Here is a 17957-nt window from a genome sequence, read left to right on the forward strand (position 1 = left end):
CTATACAACAGGAAGCCCTTCCCGATCAACGATGCTCCCTCCAGGTCAGCTGTTTGACAAAACAGCGGCCTTGAGGGAGCATTTGTATAGATTACCTGATTTGAGTTGCAGCTTACCTGGTTTGAGTTGCTGCGATCTGACTAGATAATACTGACGGTGCCCTCATAAACCACACCTGCCAAAGCATCCACAGTCAGCACTTGCCCATCCTTAACCTTCATCAGCACATCGGCGGCACCGACAATAGCCGGAATGCCATAGTTTAAGGCGGCGATGGCCCCATGGGAGGTAAGTCCCCCTTCTTCCACCAGAATTGCCCCGGCTTTAGCGATTAAGGGGACCAGCTCTTTATCGGTATAAGGCGCTACCAGGATGTCTCCTTTTTGAAAAAGCTCTTGGGCAGCCGGAGTGGCTATCCGTGCCGTTCCGGAATAAGCTTTGCGCCCAATCCCCGTTCCTTTAGCGATCACATCTCCGATGACCTGGACTTTGATGATATTGGTGGTCCCTACTTTACCAACGGGAACGCCTGCGGTAATGACAACCACATCACCGGTCTTAATCAGGTGATGGGAAATCGCCTCATTCACAGAAACAGATAAGAGCTGGTCCGTGCCTAAGCTCTCGGGAATCAGCAAAGGATAAATGCCCCAGGTCAAAGAGAGTTGGCGGGCTACATGAACAAAAGGTGTGGCAGCAATAATCAGGGAGGTGGGACGGTACTTCGAGATCATGCGGGCCGTCAACCCGGAATGAGTAGGAGTAAGAATGGCGGCCGCTTCCAGATCTCTGGCTACGGTATAGCTGGCATGGCTGATCGCTTCGGCAATGTTGATATGGGGCTCATAAATCTTCCGCGGCTCATAATGCTTTTCGATCTGCAGAGCTATCTTATTCATCATCTCGACAGCTTCCACCGGATACTGTCCGGCAGCCGTCTCCCCGGAAAGCATTATGGCATCGGTACCGTCTAAAATGGCATTAGCCACATCACTGGCTTCCGCCCGGGTCGGCCGCGGGTTGCGGATCATGGAATCCAGCATCTGTGTAGCCACGATGACGGGTTTACCCAAACGATGGCATTTTTCAATCATGTCTTTTTGATGAATGGGGACCTCTTCTACAGGCACCTCCACTCCCAGATCCCCGCGGGCTACCATCAGTCCGTCGGCAACCTCCAGGATCTCATCTAAATGCTCGATACCTTCGCGGTTTTCAATCTTAGCGATAATCTTGACATTGGCTCCTTCTTCCTCCACCAAACGCCTTACGGCCAAAATATCGGCAGCTTTGCGGGCAAAAGAAGCAGCAATAAAGTCGATTCCTTCTCTTAAGCCAAAGATAATATCATCACGATCTTTTTCCGTAATCGCCGGCAGCTGAATCGGAACGCCCGGCACATTGACCCCTTTTTTCGATTTAAGAACTCCGCCATTTTGGATTTTGGTGATGATCTTTCCTTCTTCGCTGGCAATGACTTCAAGGTCGATGAGCCCATCATCAAGAAGGATATGCGTACCTTGATGAACCTCCTGCCAAAGCTGAAGGTAGGTTATACCCACTCGCTCCGCGGACCCCAGAGTCGATAGATCGGTATCAAGAATAAATGTATCACCGCTGTTTAATTGAACTCCCTCCTCCGGAACCGTTCCCGTTCTGATTTCCGGGCCTTTGGTATCCAGAAGAATCCCCAAATGAACACCGAGTTTCTGTGCTTCTTCTCTTAAGGTGCGCATTCGCTTGCCATGCTCACTGTGGTTTCCATGGGAGAAATTTAAACGGGCTACATTCATGCCGGCCTTAAGTAATTGGCGAATCTTCTCATTGGATTCACTGGACGGTCCGATGGTGCATACTATTTTGGTGCGGCGCATAGATTACCTCCGTCGTTTATTTTGTAGAATGTCAGAAATCTGCTATAAAAAACCATCATAAAAAGTTTACTATTCTTTTCCACAAAAAGATAGAGGCTTCTTATAGTCCTTGGCCGGCGATGTATTCGGCCAAGTCCACAATCCGATTGGAGTATCCCCACTCGTTGTCATACCAGGCCAGGACCTTGACCATGCGCTCTCCCAGCATCAGCGTAGACAGCCCGTCAACAATAGCACTGTGAGGGTTGCCATTAAAGTCGTGGGAAACTAAAGGCAGCTCGGAATAAGCCAGGTAGCCTTTGAGGCTTCCCTCGGCGGCTTCCTTAAGTTTTTGATTTACTTCTTCCTTGGTGGTGGAACGGCTTAAATTAGCCACAAAATCAATAAGCGAAACATTAGGGGTAGGAACCCTCACCGCTAATCCTTTGAGCTTGCCCTTTAAGTCGGGAAGCACCAGTTCCACCGCCTTGGTAGCCCCTGTGGTTGTAGGAATCATCGATTCGTAAGCCGCCCGGGCCCGCCGCCAATCCTTATGCTCCAAATCCAGAATCCGTTGGTCATTGGTCACCGAATGGGTGGTGGTCATCATGCCCTGCTCGATCCCAAATTCTTCGAGTAAAACTTTGGCCAGGGGAGCCAAACCATTGGTGGTACAGGAGGCATTGGAGAGGATATGGTGCTCAGCGGGGTTATAGAGCTGTTCGTTTACCCCCATGACAATCGTGATATCTTCGTCTTTTCCCGGAGCGGAAATGATCACCTTTTTCGCTCCGGCCTGGAGATGCAACGCCGCTTGCTCCCGCTTGGTAAAGCGTCCCGTAGCTTCAATCACCAGATCTACCCCCAGCTCCCGCCAGGGAAGTTTCCCGGGATCTTTTTCCGCCAAAAAAGTCACCTTTTGGTCCAAAACTTCAAGAGTATTTTCTTTTACCTCAACATCATAAGGCAGGATATCGTGAATTGAATCATACTTGAATAAATGACCTAACAGATCCGGACTCCCCAGATCATTAACAGCAACAATGTCCAGGGAACTTTTTCGTTCCAGGATTGCCCGCATGGAAAGCCGACCGATTCGCCCAAAGCCGTTAATTGCAATTCGCACACTCATTCAGGAAAACCCTCCTTAAAATCAACCTTCATATCCAAGTTATAGTTCCCCAGCAAGATAAAAAAATTGCACAGCCTGTTGCTCTGCATTAGTAAGTCTTGCCCCTTATCTATAGAATACCTGATAAAATGTCTATGGTCCAGACTTTATGAATAATTTTCCATGATCGACTTTAAAATAGAACGGCGTTTCTCATCTATAGCCTCAAAATCCATGGCTGGGATATAATATTCTTCCAGTTGATCATGGAGGGTTTTGGCCCTTTGCGAGTGGGATTGGGCCCGCAGTATGCTCTCTTCAACCCTGCTTCGGCACGAATCAATAAACTCTAAGGTGCTGACCAATCCTGTTCTATCAAGGCCACTGTCGAAATCAAGCGCATGATGGGTACCGCTGAATTCCGGATGATAGGGATAATGCTCTGAAGAGATCACCAAAGCAGTATACAGCTCAGGAATAAGGAGCAGATCGATCTTATCCGGCTCAAGGGCATTATGATAGATTTCCAGATCATAATTGAGAACTTCAGCCTCCTCGGCCAGGCGTGCCAAAAGGGTCGATTTTCCTGTTCCGGCCTGCCCCTTTAAAGAATACAGAAAATCCATGCCTTGAATAAGGCTGTCAATATGTTGGGTTCTGCCTTGAGGAGTATGAGCCCAGGCAAATAAATGACGGGTTTTGCCGGTGCCTTGGCTTGACGGGGTTTTAAAAAGCTCATGCTTCGTTTTAAGGTAGATTTGATTGATCGTTTGCCAATCCTGATAGGGCTTAATATAGAATTCCCACTCATCCATGGCGTTTTTGGCATCCTTCAAGGCAAAATAAGCGCTTTCAAAGCAGCCGCTGATCTCCTGACTGCAAGCAATAATCTCTTTTTTGTAAGGCCGGATCAAGGATTCATCCCAGTATTCGCCCAGATTAATGATCTCGTCAACTGCACCGGGGATCTTGGGGTCCACCACATGGGGAGCAGTACCGTCCAGTAAAGCAATCCCCAGCTCCGGAATAACAATACCGTCTATGGACTGATTATCGGAGGAACAACAATGATACTCCAGATCAAAACCTGCTTTGAGCATTTCTTCCCCAATTTTTTTCATGAAGGTCGATTTTCCCACACCTGGGCCACCCTTGATCACATAGATATGCCGGGCGGTAGCGTCCGCCAGGTAATGATAATAGGAGTAAAAACCAAGATAAGTAACACCACCGGGGAACATTTTTCTAATAACTGGATTCTTGGCCATAAGGACTCCCCTTTCCATGCTATATTCCTGCAACACTAAGTATATTCATGAACAGGTTCAAGCGTGACGAAAATCCCTGTCGAATGTATAGAAAACCCGGTTTCACCCGAAGACACTGCCGACCCGCTTGTTTGCCTTTTAATCACGCATCCAGAAAGGCGAAATCATTGGTTGCACTTATGCTGGAGGAAAGTATAAACGAAGTTATACTTTCTAACAGTGAAAAAAAGAGGGAACAGTTGGACTGTCCCCTCCCATGGTTTACGGATGCCTGTATCCTTTGTAGTCGTAGATGTTCCGCTCTTTTTGCTTATCATACTCCTGATAATGGGGGTCTCTCACGGTAACAGGAGATTTTGGACGTGAGACTTTTTTATGTTTTCCCATGCCGTAATCCGCCCTTTCTACGCTATAGTTTGAGCACCCATGATTTATTCTGAGTTAATTTGCTGATCAATATGCAGTTACCTAAAGTTAAAGATTAATCTCATTAATGATGATGATGGTGATCATGACCGTGACCGTGGTGATCGTGGTCATGACTATGATTGCAGACAGCATTGGTGGAGACGAAGGTCCCTGCCCCATAAGATTGAGCTGCCTCCAAAGCCGGGCCATTGGCTCCTCTTAACACCTCTATTCCGGCATTTTCCAAACCGGTGATGGCTCCGGGGCCAATCCCGCCACAGATAACAGCTTCCACGCCTTTTGACTTGAGAAGCTGGGCGATTCCTTCATGCTGGTGCTGGAAATCAGCCGTGTCAATCCGTTCCTGACCGGACACCTTACCCTCTTCAATGAGGAAAAGGGTAAAGGCCTGACTGCGGCCAAAATGAGCATTAACCTTCTCCCCTTCTGTAGGGATGGCAATTTTTTTGTTCATGAAATTCTACCTGCCTTTCGATATGTATGTTAGATAACCCCTCAATAGTTTAAGTGTTACAGAATACCGGGGGATGTCAAGCTTATCCTAACTCCCTTATTTGCAATTGTCAATCTTTGATAAAGCGTGTAAAATTCTAGTAAAGTCTGGAAGGGAGGATTCATAATGTGGGAATCTCCTCATGAATTAATGAATGCTTTGGAACAGGAAGGTTATATCCTTGATCAGGATAAAGGGACCACTTTATTTTTGGCCCTGGCCCTTCACAAGCCCTGTCTTATTGAAGGACCGGCGGGAGTCGGCAAAACTCAGCTGGCCCTGGCCCTGGCGCGCAGCACCGGCTGCAGACTGATCCGCCTCCAGTGCTATGAAGGGCTGGATTTAAACAAAGCCCTTTACGAATGGGACTATGCCAAACAATTGCTGCGCCTGCAGGTGGGAATCTCCGGCTGGGAAGAGATTAAGGAGAATATTTATGGGCCGGAGTTTTTATTGGCCAGGCCTTTGCTGCAAACTGTGCTTGCGGAAGAGCCTGTTATTCTTTTAATTGATGAACTGGACAAAAGCGATGAAGAATTTGAAAGCTTTTTGCTGGAGCTGCTTGCCGAATTTCAAGTCACCATCCCGGATGTAGGAACCTTTAAAGCCCAAAATTCCCCCATAGTCCTCTTAACCAGCAACAACACCCGGGATCTTTCCGAAGCTTTAAGAAGGCGATGTGTTCATCTGCTTTTAGCTTATCCCGATGTGGAACAGGAAATGAGGATTCTCGCTCAGCGGTGTCCGGAAATTGCCGCGGCCTTAATTCAGGATGTCTGTGAATTTGTGGCCAAAATCCGCAAGATCCCTTTGCGCAAATTGCCCAGTGTCTCCGAAAGCATGGACTTTGCCCGTGCCCTCCATATTCTGCGCCAGGACTCCCTCGATATGCAGCAATTGTCAGGTACCCTATCCATACTTTTAAAATATCCCAGTGATTTGGCGAAACTTGAGGATCGTTTAAAAGCCTGGCAACAGGAAGCTGCCAGAAGAACCCAGGCCTAGGACGGGGTGCAGTCATGAACGAATTAACGATCAACGGCTGGCAGCTGCTGAAGCTTATCTCGGCACTGCGCTCAGTGGGCATCGATATCACGCTGGACGAGGTTCAGGATGCTTTAAAGGCCTTAACCCGGTACCCGGACCTGGCACCTAAGCTCGTGCTTAAATCTCTCTTCATCCATCGCCAAGAAGATCAGCCGCTTTTCGACATGATCTATGAACTCTTGGCTTCAGCTCCATCCTCCTCTCCGGATTCAGAACCTACCGCCCCGGGGCAATGTACAGGCTCAGATCAAGAGGAGGCTGGGGATGGCTCCCATCAGGGCATCGGTACCGGGCAAGGAGGAATCACCCTGCACCTTAAATCAGCGGAAGAGTCCTCTCCATCCCGGGCAATTTCCTTTCAAATGCCGGATCTCCACTATTTGATGGGCCTTAAAGGGTTCCCCAGTACCATCGAGGAAGAAGAAACACAGGAACTCGATTTGGGAAAGCAGGTCAGATTCATCCTGGGACAGTCAGGGTTTTTGACTTGGTCCAATTCTTTGGAGCTGGCTAAAGGCCGGGGGGAAGTCCCGGAAGATCAGTGGCTCAAATTTGAAGCTTATCGGGACTTCTGGCAGCGCCGGATTCACCAGGTCCTTTGGCAGGAACGCTTATCCGAGCAAAACCGCTGGGACAGCTTCCGTGAAATAAATTGGCGCTTTAAGCCCCTGAATTCATTTACCGCCGCTGAAGAAGGGATGGTCCAGCAAGCGCTCCGGCAGATGGGCAACCAATTGGCCGTTCACCGGGGCTTGCGGAAAAAAAAGGCTCCCCGGGGCAGACTACGCCTCTCCTCTTTGCTCAAAGAAATGGTGCGGGGTAATGGCTCTGTCTTTCGCTTCGAGTATGAAACCCCTGCCTTAAAGCATCCCGAGCTCATTGTCTTATGCGATGTATCCAATTCCGTGGCTCCCTTCTCGCAATTCCTTCTCTACTTATGCCAACGCATGAAATCCCGCTTTCGTAAAGTGCGGCTTTACCTTTTTATTGATGGACTCTGGGATATCACCCATGAAGAATGGCTGGCAAGCGGTGACTCCATGGCCGAGATCCGTTCCTGGGGCCGTAAGCATTCTTCCGGCTTTACCGATTATGGCAAGGTATTTAAAGACTTTGCCCGGGATGTTTTGCCCTCACTTTCCACTCGGGGGACCATCTTGATTATGGGAGATGGCCGCAACAATTTCCGCCCTGCCCAAGCGGACTATCTGCAGGAGATCCAAGGGAAGGTTAAGCATGTCTTCTGGCTGAACCCCTTGGCTGAAAAGGATTGGACTTTGCCGGACAATCTTATGGGTGAGTACAGGAACTATTGCACCCGGGTTTTTCCCTGCCGGAACCTCAGCGATTTATGGCGAATCTCTAAAAAAGTCTTCTCCTGAAGAAGCGCCAGCTCTTTTATCAACAGTCCATTGCTCAGCCAAATTACCAACCGGTTGGTAATTTGGCTGAGCAATGGTTGTAAAAAAGGGAGCCTCACCGACTGCTTTAAATTACCTAAAGCCGTTGGGTGAGGCTCCCTTACCTTGCACTATCAGAAAGTATAAGCTTGCGCTATATACTTTCTAAGCATAAGGGCAACCAGCGACTTCGCCTCCTTCGTAAGTATGCGTTTAAGGCACGGCGAAGCCGGGTTTTCTTTAACACTTATTTGCCGAAGGAACAGTGGGGATAGGTACATTCCGGACACTCCAGGCACAAGCCGCCATGACCGTATTTGGCAATTTCCAGGCGGGTAAGCCGCTCACCGGCCAGGATGCGGGTGGCCACCAGATCAAAGACCGTTTTTCTTGAATACATGACACATCCGGGCAAGCCCAGAATCGGGATATCATCCAGGTAAGCCAGCAACAGCATGGCTCCGGGAAGAACAGGAGTACCATAAGTGATCAACTCTCCACCCAGACCTTTGATAGCTGTAGGGGTTAAATCATCGGGATCCACGGACATGCCGCCGGTGACCAGAACCATTTCCGCGCCTTGTTCGATATGCTCGCGGATGCGTTCCTGAATCATCTCCACATCATCGTCGGCGAAGGTTTGCCCCAGCAGGACAGAACCCCATTCGGCCACTTTTCCCTGAAGAACCGGTCCGAATTTATCCTGGATCCGGCCATGGTATACTTCACTTCCCGTGGTCACCACCCCAACCTTTTTGGATTGCAGGGGGCGGATTTGCAGAATGGGTTCCCCAAAGCGGCGGGCGATTCCTTCCGCTTCGATCACGACATTTTCATCGATCATCAAAGGAACCACTCTGGTCCCGGCTATCTTCTGCCCTTTCTTCACCGGGCGATGATTATGAAGAGTAGCGAGGATAATATATTCTAACGAATTCAGGGCATAGATCCCTTCTTCCGAAGCATAGATTAAGCCATCCTCTTCAGCAATCAAATTGACCTTTCCCTCTTTCGTTTCACTGAAGGAAAGCCCCGGACCGGCCACAGCTTTGGCCAGACGCTCCGCTGCTTCATCTTCGTGAATAAGACCCGGAGTCTGATCCCACACAAAAATATGCTCTTTTCCCATACTAAGCAGGGTTGGGATATCCTCCTCTTTGATCACATGCCCCTTTCTAAAGCGGGCGTCTTTTGTTTTTCCTGGGATAATTTGTGTCAGATCGTGCATAAGCACCGATCCGATCGCATCCTGTACTTTAATCTTCTGCATAGGGGTTCCTCCTTTTCTTTACGGAAGGCATGTTCATTTCTAAGCACACCCTGGTTTCAGACATTTCTGAAACGGCCAAAATTCCGTAGATAGCGTGAGACTTGCTTCAGTCAGTAGGAAATATGGCTCGGCCATTCCCTATTATAAACCATAAGCAGCGATCAGGGAATGTCTCACTGCTCAAGAAAATGGTTTTTTCGAATTTTAAAGGGTTTCTGCCAAGGGATAGAGAATTTTCTTCATAATATACTTCAATAGTTTATGAGAGGAAGAGAAGTATGGCTAGTAATATCACCGGGTTTGAAATATTTAAAAGCAATCCTAACTGGCAGGAACTGCCCGATTCATTTTGGGAGTTTTGTTCTGCTCACGGGCGGGTGCGCCATTATGCGGCAAAGCAATTCCTTTTCTTTTTCGGTGAAGAAAGCAATTCAGTTTATTTTTTACTCAAAGGCCGCATTCAAATCCTGCTTATGAGTGAATTTACCGAAAAAATTTTCCGGATTCTGCAGCCGCCCGCGTTTTTTCCGGAAGTTGTTTTAGATAATAAAGCTTATCCTTATGCAGCCCTCACTGCTGAAGCCTCCGATGTTTTCGTTTTGGATCGCAAGGCACTGGTCCAGTATTTTAAGGAGAATCCTTCCACCCTCCTGCCTTTTTATCAAAACATGGCTTTGGATCTCCGCAGAGCCTACCGGCAAATTAAAAACATCGCCCTGGGGGATGCTCGTTCCCGGCTGGGGGCCAAACTCTTTGCTCTGGCTCATGTCCACGGCCAGGAGACCCCTGAGGGAATTCTGATCACTGTTCCTCTTACCGCTACCGAGCTGGCGGGAATGTGCAGCTTAGCGCGGGAATCCGTGAGCCGCATCTTAAGCCAATTGCGGGATTTAGGAATACTTAAAATGGAGAAAAAACAAATCACCATCAGCGATTTAGACCAGCTGAGGGGCTGGATTCACGAACGCCAAAACTCTTTATAAAACCTTACAGATGTGGTCGACGGTCCAGAAAATGAGTAAGCCTTTCCTGAGGCAGGCCATTGTCTATATAGTCTTCAAGGATGCGGCCAATGATCCGGGGAAGTTCAGAAGTCTGAAGCTTTTCCCTGGACAATCGCGCCAATTGGGGATGCCTTCCCAGGCGTCCACCGAGATGAAGAGTCCATCCCGATTCCCCGGGAAGGATTTTGCCTGTGGGGCAGGAACGCACACAATCCCCGCAGCCAATGCACTTCGTCGGTTCAAATTCCAGCTCTCCCTGCCAGGATAAGGCACCTTCCTGACAAGAACGGCAGCAGGCCTGGCAGCCCGTACACCTTGCCTCTGTAAGCTTAGGCATAAGAAAACCGGTCAGACCGATATCTTTGATTTGAGGCTGGGAACAAGCGTTAGGACAACCGGCTATGCTTATCTTCGGTAAATGATGATAATGAATCACCGGAAACTTCTGCTGCAAATGGGATAATAAATCCAGATCTTTGAACATCTGCTCTAACTGCTGGTGTAATAAAGACCAGTCCTGAGCAGATTTACCGCAATTTTTCCGACAATGCTCCAGGACAAAGCCAGGATGATCGATCATTATGCCTCCTCCATTGCTCATCATTTGAACCTATTGTACCATTCTCAGGCTCTGGTGCTGTGTTTTGGGTCACACTTCTCAAATTCATAGCGGCAAATAAAAAGCATAGCCATTTGACTATGCTTAAACTATCATTTGTGTTGTTAAGCCTTACTCGCGTCTGTCTGCTGAGGGATATGCTTGCCTTTCCTCTCCGAAATCAATAACCCTGTTAATGTCAGCACAATTCCCAATACTGAAGCTCCGGTAATTTCCTCATGCAGCACAATAACGGCAGTAATAACGGTTATGACGGGAACCAGATAAATATAAACGCTGGTTTTCACTGCACCCAATAGTTTCACCGCCGAGTTCCAGGTTACAAAGCAAAGCGCCGATGCTCCCAACCCTAAAAACAGGATATTGAATAGGTTAGCCGGTCGTGTTAGTTCAGTTATGTCTGGATTGAACCCAACTATGCCTAAAGCGGGTATCATAAACATCAACCCATAGAAGAAAATTCTCCGTGTTGCCTGAATGGTGTTGTAGTGAAACCCGCTTATTTTCTTTGTCAAAACAGAATAGGCGGCCCATACCACGGCAGCTAAGACGGCCAGGATATCTCCCAACGGATTCAGTTGCAGGTTGTTGCTTCCGTTAAAGCTGATCAGGATAATCCCGACAACCGCAACGCTGAAACCCATGAAAAACCGCAATCGCAAGGTCTCTGTCTCTAAAAACAGATGAGCCAACAGGGCGGTAAAAAACGGTGAGATTGCGACAATTACCCCTACATTGGCGGCAAAGGTATAGGTCAGGGCTATATTTTCGAGCAGGAAATACAGGGTAACCCCGCATAAACCGGCAGCGGCAAAATATAGCTCCTGCTTTCGTTCCCTGAGCCTGAGCCTGTGAGGATAAGCGAGGAGCAAGACAAGAAAACCAATCGCAAACCTTAGGAAGAGTATTTCCACAGGCGTTATTGATTCTAAAAGCAACTTGGTGGATATAAAGGTTGTACCCCAAATAAAAATCGTCATAAATGCCAACAAATGTCCCTGAATCTCTTTCTTTGTGTCCATGAAAATCCTTTCCATTCCAAAAATCAGCTTTGAGCATTCTTAAAAATGTTCATGTATTGTTTTGGAGTCAGCCCGATAAACTTTTTAAAGAAGTTGGAAAAATGGCTTTGATCGGTAAACCCGGTCTGCAGCGCCACGTCAATGGGCAACATCCCCTGCTCCAGCATTTTCTTTGCTTTGCCAATCCGTATCGTTTCCAAATAGCTATAGGGGGAGATACCTTTTTGCTTTGTAAAGGAACGAAGCAGGTAGTATTTGCTCAGCCCGGTCAAATTGCCTAAGTCAGCCAGGGTGATAGTTTCCATATAGTGTTTTTCTAAGAATTCACAGATAGCTCGTGCTTCAGCGCTTTGCTCTGCAGTTGCAGTCGTTATGGCCTGCTCTGTATAGTCTGCTATGAGCTGCTCTAAAAGGAAGAAGAATAGTTCCTCTTTCCTGAAATCTTTTTCTTCCTCCATAAGCATTTGGTGCAGCTCCCGGAGTATAGAAACCAATTCGCTATGAAAAACGACTTGAGAGGTAAAATAAGGCAAATACTCTTCACCTGTTATTTCCAAGACCGCCTTGCTCATAATTTCCGGCTGGATATTGATACAGCGATAATCCAATGTTTTGCCGTCCATTTGTTCGCAAGTATGATTGTCGCGGGGATTGAAGATCAGAAGATCACCCGGCTCAATGGTATATTCCTTATTTTTGCAGGATAAAAACCGCTGACCTTTTTCAATAAACCCAATCACATAATACTCATGAAAATGGTTGGGAAACTTCTGCATAATCCCTTGAAAATGATAGGCTTCAACCTTCAATTCAGGGTCATATTTTACGATTCTCATTTCCTGTTTCATAAAACTTATCCTCCTTTCTCAGGTATCTGCTCTTTAGTGTACCACAGGCCGCAAGGGCGTTCTTGTATGATATTGCCCTTTACCTGTCCTGGAGATCTTAAAAACAAAAAGCCGGACTCCCACCAAGTCTATAGTGGGAATCCGGCTTTTTGCACTCTCGATAATGAATGCTGAACAGAACAACCAATGACGGATAAACTTACAATTCAGCAGGTCCTTCCAAAAGAGCCAGCAGCAATTGAGCCGCTCCCTCGATATCCCCTTGATCCACCATTTCCGAGGGACTGTGAATATAGCGGGTAGGAATGGACACGACCCCGGAAGGGATCCCTCCTTTGCTGAGATGGATAGCTCCGGAATCGGTACCGCCAAATTCGAGAACCTCCCATTGATAAGGGATGTGATGCTGTTCAGCGGTTTGCGCCATCCAGGACTTGATCTTGGGATGGGTAATCATGGAACGGTCAAATACCTTGATCGCTACCCCTTGGCCCAGCTTCACATCCATCGGATGGGACTTGGGGGTGTCCCCCGTTCCGGTAACATCCACCGCCAGCGCTAGATCGGGTTCCAGGGCAAAGGCTGCCGTTTGGGCACCACGAACCCCCACCTCTTCCTGTACTGTAAAGACAAAATACACTTCATGCTGGGTTTGGAGGCGTTTCAGCACTTCGATAGCGATAAAGCAGCCCACCCTGTCATCCATAGCTTTGGAAGTCAGGCGCTTTGCTTGTTTGTGGAAGCTTCCCACAAAGACAGCGCTTTCTCCCACCTGCACCTTAGCTTTGCTTTCCTCTAAGGAAGTGGCTCCGATATCAATATAGAGCTTATTCAGCTTTAAATCGGTGGGTTTTTCAAGCTTCTCGACGCCAATGGTGCCCATGAGCCCGTTTTGAAACTGAACGCGGCGGTGAGGCAACCCCTGAATCGAGACACCGCCCAGGGGGGCAAAACGCAAAAACCCCTTCTCATCAATATGTGTGATCATCACTCCGATTTCATCGGCATGGGCGGCGATCATAATTTTTTTGCCTGTTCCCCGACGTACGGCCATAAGATTTCCCAAGGCATCTGTATTTATCTCATCGCAGTAGGGGTGGATTTCTTCAGCAATCAGCGAACTTACATTGCCTTCAACACCCGATGGACCAAAGCATTGGGTTAATCGTTCCAAAAGTGTATAATCCAAAGGTTTGTGATCGTATGGCATGGAATGTCCTCCTTTAATCTCATTCAACGGAAAGAAAACTCATGAGGAATCGCCTTTAAGATACCATCCACTAAATTGAGGGTATGCTCAATATCCTTTTCAGCCAGGACAGAGGCTGTGGAATGAATATACCGGCAAGGGACACTGAGGGCGATAGTGGGAATACCTTCACGGCTCAGATGAATTCTGCCGGCGTCATTTCCCCCGCTGTGCCCTCTGCGCAACTGGTAAGGGATGTTCATTTTTTCGGCAAGATCAATGACCTGCCGGAGCAGCTGCGGCTGATACAGAGTAGAGTTATCCAGCATGGAGAGGGCGGGACCTTTTCCCGGTTCAGTAACCCACTCCCCTTCTTCCACTTCCATCATCTGGGCGGACACAGTCCCTTCCAGGACAATCGCAAAATCCGGCTGGACATGATAAGCGGCTACTGTCGCCCCCCGGAGCCCTACTTCTTCCTGTACGGTGAAAGCACCGATCAGATTAAGGGCATAATCCCGTTTTAACAGCTGGGCCAGTATGGCGCAGCCCACCCGATCATCAAAGGCTTTGCCCTTTAGATAGCCTTGGCCCAGTCTTTCCATCTCCGTAAAGAAATAGGCATAATCCCCGATCTTCACATGTTTTTCCGCTTCTTCTTTCGATTTAGCGCCGATATCAATATACAATTGCTCGGTGGTCAAAGCCTGCTCCCGCTCTTTAGGTTTCTGCAGATGAATCGCTTTGGCACCGATCACTCCCATCAGGGTGTTGAGCTTCAGGGGTTTGGAGACCAAGATCCGCGGATCGATACCGCCTACAGGTTGAAATTTAAGAAGACCATCTGCAGTGATGGCGGTGATCATCAGGGCCACTTCATCCATATGGGCGGCGATCATCACCTTGGGACCGGAAAGGGAGGGATTTTTTTGGACGATAAGGTTGCCTATTTTATCCGTGCTCAGAGAATGCACGCAAGGTTCCAGCTCCGCGGCCAGGGCCTGGCGTATTTCCTTTTCCGCTCCCGAGGTGCCATTAAGTTCTGACAATATCTTTAGTAGCATACTCTTCCCTCCAAGTCTTCAGGAAGTCCGGCGATAAAATAGGCCAGCAGTTTTCCGGTCAGGATCACATCCTGCATATCAATGGTTTCCACAGAGGTATGCATATAGCGCAAGGGTATGGACACTAAGCCCGTAGGCACACCGGCTTGAGTCACCTGAATAGCCCAGGCATCTGTGCCGCTGCGTCCCGGAACGGGATGGTTTTGATAAGGGATACGGGCTTCTTTGGCTGCTTTAACCAATTCTTCATAGACTAAGGGGTGGATATTGGGCCCCAGGGCAATGGCCGGGCCTTTCCCCAGCTCTTTTTCCACTTGCCCCTTGGTATCCGGAGTGCTGGCATGGGTGACATCGATAGCGATGGCCAAATCCGGATTTAAGCTATAGGCGCTGGTGGTTGCCCCCCTGTAGCCAACCTCTTCCTGAGTGGTGGCGACGGCAATGACATCATGAGCATGCTGCAGCCTTTGCAGTTCTTCCAGGCATATTTTCATAACGACCACTCCCGCCCGATCATCAAAGGACTTGCCGGCCAGGACATGATTCAGTAATTCCAAAGTATTGCGCCGCAGGGTAATGATATCCCCCACCTGAATGACCTCTTTGATCTGCTCAAAAGTCATTCCCACATCGATTCCCATCTGCTCTGTTTTCACGGCTTTTTCTTCACCCGCGGTCATTAAATGGGGCGGAGTGGAGCCTATGACCCCCAGGACGGGCTTTCTGCCATGGACGATGACTTCCTGAGAAAGCAAGGTACGCTGGTCCACACCCCCTACTGGAGTAAAACGCAGGAATCCGCTGGGTTCGATCCCTTTGACCATGAGGCCTATTTCATCCATATGGGCGGCCAGCATGATTTTATAGCGTCCCTGGGTCCCCTTTTTGTGGGCATAAATATTGCCCAGGGCATCCTGGCCGACCTGATCGGCTAAGGGGGTGAACGCGGCCAAGACCAAGGGAGCAAGAGTTTCCTCATATCCTGATACACCGGAATTTTCCGAGAGTTGTTTTAGGAATTCTTTCGCGCTGGATAATTGCGCGTTATTCAATAGACTCAGCCTCCTATCTTGCCTATGTAGTCGTCGCATATATAAGCGCAGACTTATGCTTTCTACTGCTACTGAAAAAGCATGAAAGCTAAGTCTCCAGGATTTTGATTTACACCGGTCGCTCCATAAGCTGCGCGGACAAAACTAACGCTCAATCCCTCCGCTCCGAAAGGACCTGCGCCGCTAAGCCATTCTCTGTGGCGTGGCGGCTTGGGCGAAACCCTCGTCCGGGTTTCGTCCCGCCAAATCGCTCCTGCTCAATGGCGGGTTGGAAACGTCCTGTTTCCAACCTTTCTCCGCTGCAGGCTTTTCGCGAAGTTTTGTTTCCGCTCGCTTAAAGTCGCTTCCCTTGTGTAAATCAAAATCCTTGGGCTGCTTTTCTGGCTTGCATGCAGGGCGTTGTAAGGTTGTAAGATTGCAGGAAATGTGGGGCAAGTGATTGACCCAAGCTGCTTTTTCCGTCTTTACCGGCGCCGCTTGGGGCGGCAGGGCCGGCTCTTTGGGAAAGGCTCTGAAGATCCCCAAAGTTGACTCCAGTAATTCCCCATAGAAAGCTTTAAGCCTCAGGACCCTAAGGAAAAACGAGAAGAGACCCGCAAGACGTAGCTTTACGTACAAAAGCGGACGGATTTAGCGGAGGGGCGGTCAGGTGAACGAGGCTTTCTTAACTTAGCGGAGCCACGGTTCACATCAGGTATTACCCAGGGGTTTGGCACGAAAGTGTCCAGTGGACAGTTTCGCTCAAGGCGGCATTCTACATAGCATACTTATCCGCCGCAGATAGCTGTTAAGAAAGCGAGTGAGCCAACCCCGGAGCTATGGAGTACGCGTTGTGCGTAAAGCTACGCGGCCCAGATCGGCTCTCGGACCCAGATAAGCGTCTTTACTCCCCTGCCAGATTGAGAATAGCCTGGGCATAAACCTTGCACGCCAGGATCAGGCTGTCAATGGCCATATATTCATCCGGGCAATGAATAACTTCCGGTTCCCCGGGAAGCAAGGGACCAAAAGCGACTCCCTGGGGCAATACTTTAGCATAGGTACCGCCGCCAATCGCAAAAGCGTACCCTTCCAGACCGGTTACATCGGAGTAGGCTTTCAGTAAAGAAGTTACCAAAGGACTGTCCTTGGGGACATGGTGGGCTTTCTGATGGGTAAGAGCCTTCATTTCCAAGCCGATCTCTTGCCCGCATGCTTCGACAGGTTTAAGGATCTGATCACCCTGGAAAGTGACAGGATATCTTATATCAATAACAAAACGCAGACCTTGAGGGTTCAGATCCATAATGCCTAAGTTTAAACTCAGCTTTCCTGAGGGCTCATCGGCAAAAGCAATATTAAAGCCTTCCCCGAAATATCCCGTACCCGGCCTTTTATTTAACCAATCTATGAGTTCAGTTTCTTCTTGGCTCAGATCCAGGCCGGCAAGAAATTGCAGAGCATAGAGTACGGCATTCTTGCCTTTTTGGGGCAGGCTGCCATGGGCCCCCACTCCCTTAAAGATCAGGACCAGACTCTCCTCTGCTTCTCCGGAAAGGGATTCCAGATTTCCTGTGACACCTTCCGGGAAAGTGTACTGGGAAAGCTTCCGGGCCAGTTCCTCCCGGGTAAATCCTTTGAGCACAACCTGGCAGGAATCGGGAACCACATTGGCCCGTTCTCCGCCCTGGATCCTGATCAGGTGAGGCAAGGAGTTGAATTGCTTGCTCAATTCCAGGTGAAAGATACCTTTCTCAGCATGGATCAGGGGGAATTCCGCATCCGGGGCAAACCCCTGCACAGGGATATCCTCCTTCGTTTTGTAATAATCCATATCCTCCCATCCTGATTCCTCGTCGGTGCCCAGGATCAGGCGGATTTTCTTCTTAAGGGGGATGTTGGCATCTTTAAGAGCTTTCATAGCAAAGAGTGCTGCCAGCGTCGGTCCTTTATCGTCAAGGGCTCCCCGGCCATATATTCTGTTGTCCTTAATGGTTCCGCTATAAGGCGGGACAGACCAGCCATCACCTTCGGGAACCACATCCAAATGCCCCAGGATGCCCAGGAGTTCCCCGCTGCCCATCTCAATTTGACCGGCATAACCATCAATATTTTTAACCTCAAATCCTAACTGTTCGCCAAGACTCAAGGTCCATTCCAGACAATCCCTGATCCCGGGCCCAAAGGGAGCCCCCGGGGAAACATGGTCCATATCTTTGACACTTTTAAATTGGACGCAGTCCTGGACGGCCTTAATCAGTTCATCTCTAAGGCCGTCAATATGTTGGTTCAGGTTTTCATCGCGCATA

16 protein-coding genes and 1 riboswitch are annotated in these 17957 nt (G+C 48.8%); of the genes, 3 read left to right on the forward strand and 13 right to left on the reverse strand.

Annotated elements, in window-relative coordinates; all coding sequences use genetic code 11:
- Positions 1–140: 140 nt before the first annotated feature.
- From pyk to BUA14_RS20985, 4 genes are all read right to left on the reverse strand, one after another.
- Entirely contained in the window at positions 141–1874 is a 1734-nt protein-coding gene (gene pyk / locus BUA14_RS20965; protein ID WP_072774384.1) for a pyruvate kinase, read from the reverse strand.
- A gap of 100 nt (positions 1875–1974) precedes the next feature.
- A complete protein-coding gene (gap, locus tag BUA14_RS20970) occupies positions 1975–2985 on the reverse strand; it encodes a type I glyceraldehyde-3-phosphate dehydrogenase (protein WP_072774385.1) in 1011 nt (336 codons plus the stop codon).
- A 146-nt stretch (positions 2986–3131) separates the two neighbouring features.
- Positions 3132–4232, reverse strand: a complete 1101-nt coding sequence (locus BUA14_RS20975) for a PRK06851 family protein (RefSeq protein ID WP_072774386.1) — start codon at positions 4230–4232, stop codon at positions 3132–3134.
- 490 nt (positions 4233–4722) lie between these two features.
- Complete coding sequence (locus BUA14_RS20985) at positions 4723–5115, reverse strand: NifB/NifX family molybdenum-iron cluster-binding protein (RefSeq protein WP_072774387.1); 393 nt, start codon at positions 5113–5115, stop codon at positions 4723–4725.
- Positions 5116–5280: 165 nt separating this feature from the next.
- Here BUA14_RS20985 and BUA14_RS20990 point away from each other — a divergent pair, with 165 nt between their 5' ends.
- Both BUA14_RS20990 and BUA14_RS20995 read left to right on the forward strand, forming a co-directional pair.
- Positions 5281–6159, forward strand: a complete 879-nt coding sequence (locus tag BUA14_RS20990) for an AAA family ATPase (protein WP_072774388.1) — start codon at positions 5281–5283, stop codon at positions 6157–6159.
- Positions 6160–6173: 14 nt separating this feature from the next.
- Complete coding sequence (locus tag BUA14_RS20995; RefSeq protein WP_072774389.1) at positions 6174–7583, forward strand: VWA domain-containing protein; 1410 nt, start codon at positions 6174–6176, stop codon at positions 7581–7583.
- Between the two features lie 265 nt (positions 7584–7848).
- Here BUA14_RS20995 and BUA14_RS21000 read toward each other — a convergent pair whose 3' ends face one another.
- Positions 7849–8871, reverse strand: a complete 1023-nt coding sequence (locus BUA14_RS21000; protein WP_072774390.1) for a molybdopterin-binding protein — start codon at positions 8869–8871, stop codon at positions 7849–7851.
- Positions 8864–9016: riboswitch (molybdenum cofactor riboswitch) on the reverse strand. Its footprint overlaps the gene before it by 8 nt.
- Before the next feature lie 133 nt (positions 9017–9149).
- Here BUA14_RS21000 and BUA14_RS21005 point away from each other — a divergent pair.
- Positions 9150–9854, forward strand: a complete 705-nt coding sequence (locus tag BUA14_RS21005; protein WP_072774391.1) for a Crp/Fnr family transcriptional regulator — start codon at positions 9150–9152, stop codon at positions 9852–9854.
- A gap of 4 nt (positions 9855–9858) precedes the next feature.
- On the opposite strand, the gene BUA14_RS21010 is transcribed toward BUA14_RS21005, so the two are convergent.
- The 8 genes from BUA14_RS21010 to pepV form a co-directional block, all read right to left on the reverse strand.
- A complete protein-coding gene (locus tag BUA14_RS21010) occupies positions 9859–10455 on the reverse strand; it encodes a 4Fe-4S dicluster domain-containing protein (protein WP_072774392.1) in 597 nt (198 codons plus the stop codon).
- A 143-nt stretch (positions 10456–10598) separates the two neighbouring features.
- The gene (locus BUA14_RS21015; protein WP_072774393.1) at positions 10599–11516 is read right to left on the reverse strand and encodes a DMT family transporter; all 918 of its coding nucleotides are present in this window, start codon (positions 11514–11516) and stop codon (positions 10599–10601) included.
- 23 nt (positions 11517–11539) lie between these two features.
- The gene (locus tag BUA14_RS21020; protein ID WP_072774394.1) at positions 11540–12364 is read right to left on the reverse strand and encodes an AraC family transcriptional regulator; all 825 of its coding nucleotides are present in this window, start codon (positions 12362–12364) and stop codon (positions 11540–11542) included.
- A gap of 199 nt (positions 12365–12563) precedes the next feature.
- Complete coding sequence (locus BUA14_RS21025; RefSeq protein ID WP_072774395.1) at positions 12564–13574, reverse strand: M42 family metallopeptidase; 1011 nt, start codon at positions 13572–13574, stop codon at positions 12564–12566.
- A gap of 23 nt (positions 13575–13597) precedes the next feature.
- A complete protein-coding gene (locus BUA14_RS21030; RefSeq protein WP_072774396.1) occupies positions 13598–14617 on the reverse strand; it encodes a M42 family metallopeptidase in 1020 nt (339 codons plus the stop codon).
- On the reverse strand, positions 14608–15669 hold the full coding sequence (locus tag BUA14_RS21035) for a M42 family metallopeptidase (protein ID WP_072774397.1): 1062 nt from the start codon (positions 15667–15669) through the stop codon (positions 14608–14610). The genes BUA14_RS21030 and BUA14_RS21035 overlap by 10 nt, the downstream gene beginning before the upstream one ends.
- A gap of 183 nt (positions 15670–15852) precedes the next feature.
- Positions 15853–16194 (reverse strand): hypothetical protein, encoded by a 342-nt coding sequence (locus BUA14_RS28085; RefSeq protein ID WP_242954711.1) that lies wholly within the window; start codon positions 16192–16194, stop codon positions 15853–15855.
- 358 nt (positions 16195–16552) lie between these two features.
- A complete protein-coding gene (gene pepV / locus BUA14_RS21045; RefSeq protein WP_072774398.1) occupies positions 16553–17956 on the reverse strand; it encodes a dipeptidase PepV in 1404 nt (467 codons plus the stop codon).
- Between the last annotated feature and the right edge of the window lies 1 nt (position 17957).

Source organism: Desulfitobacterium chlororespirans DSM 11544, assembly GCF_900143285.1.
Lineage (GTDB): Bacteria > Bacillota > Desulfitobacteriia > Desulfitobacteriales > Desulfitobacteriaceae > Desulfitobacterium > Desulfitobacterium chlororespirans.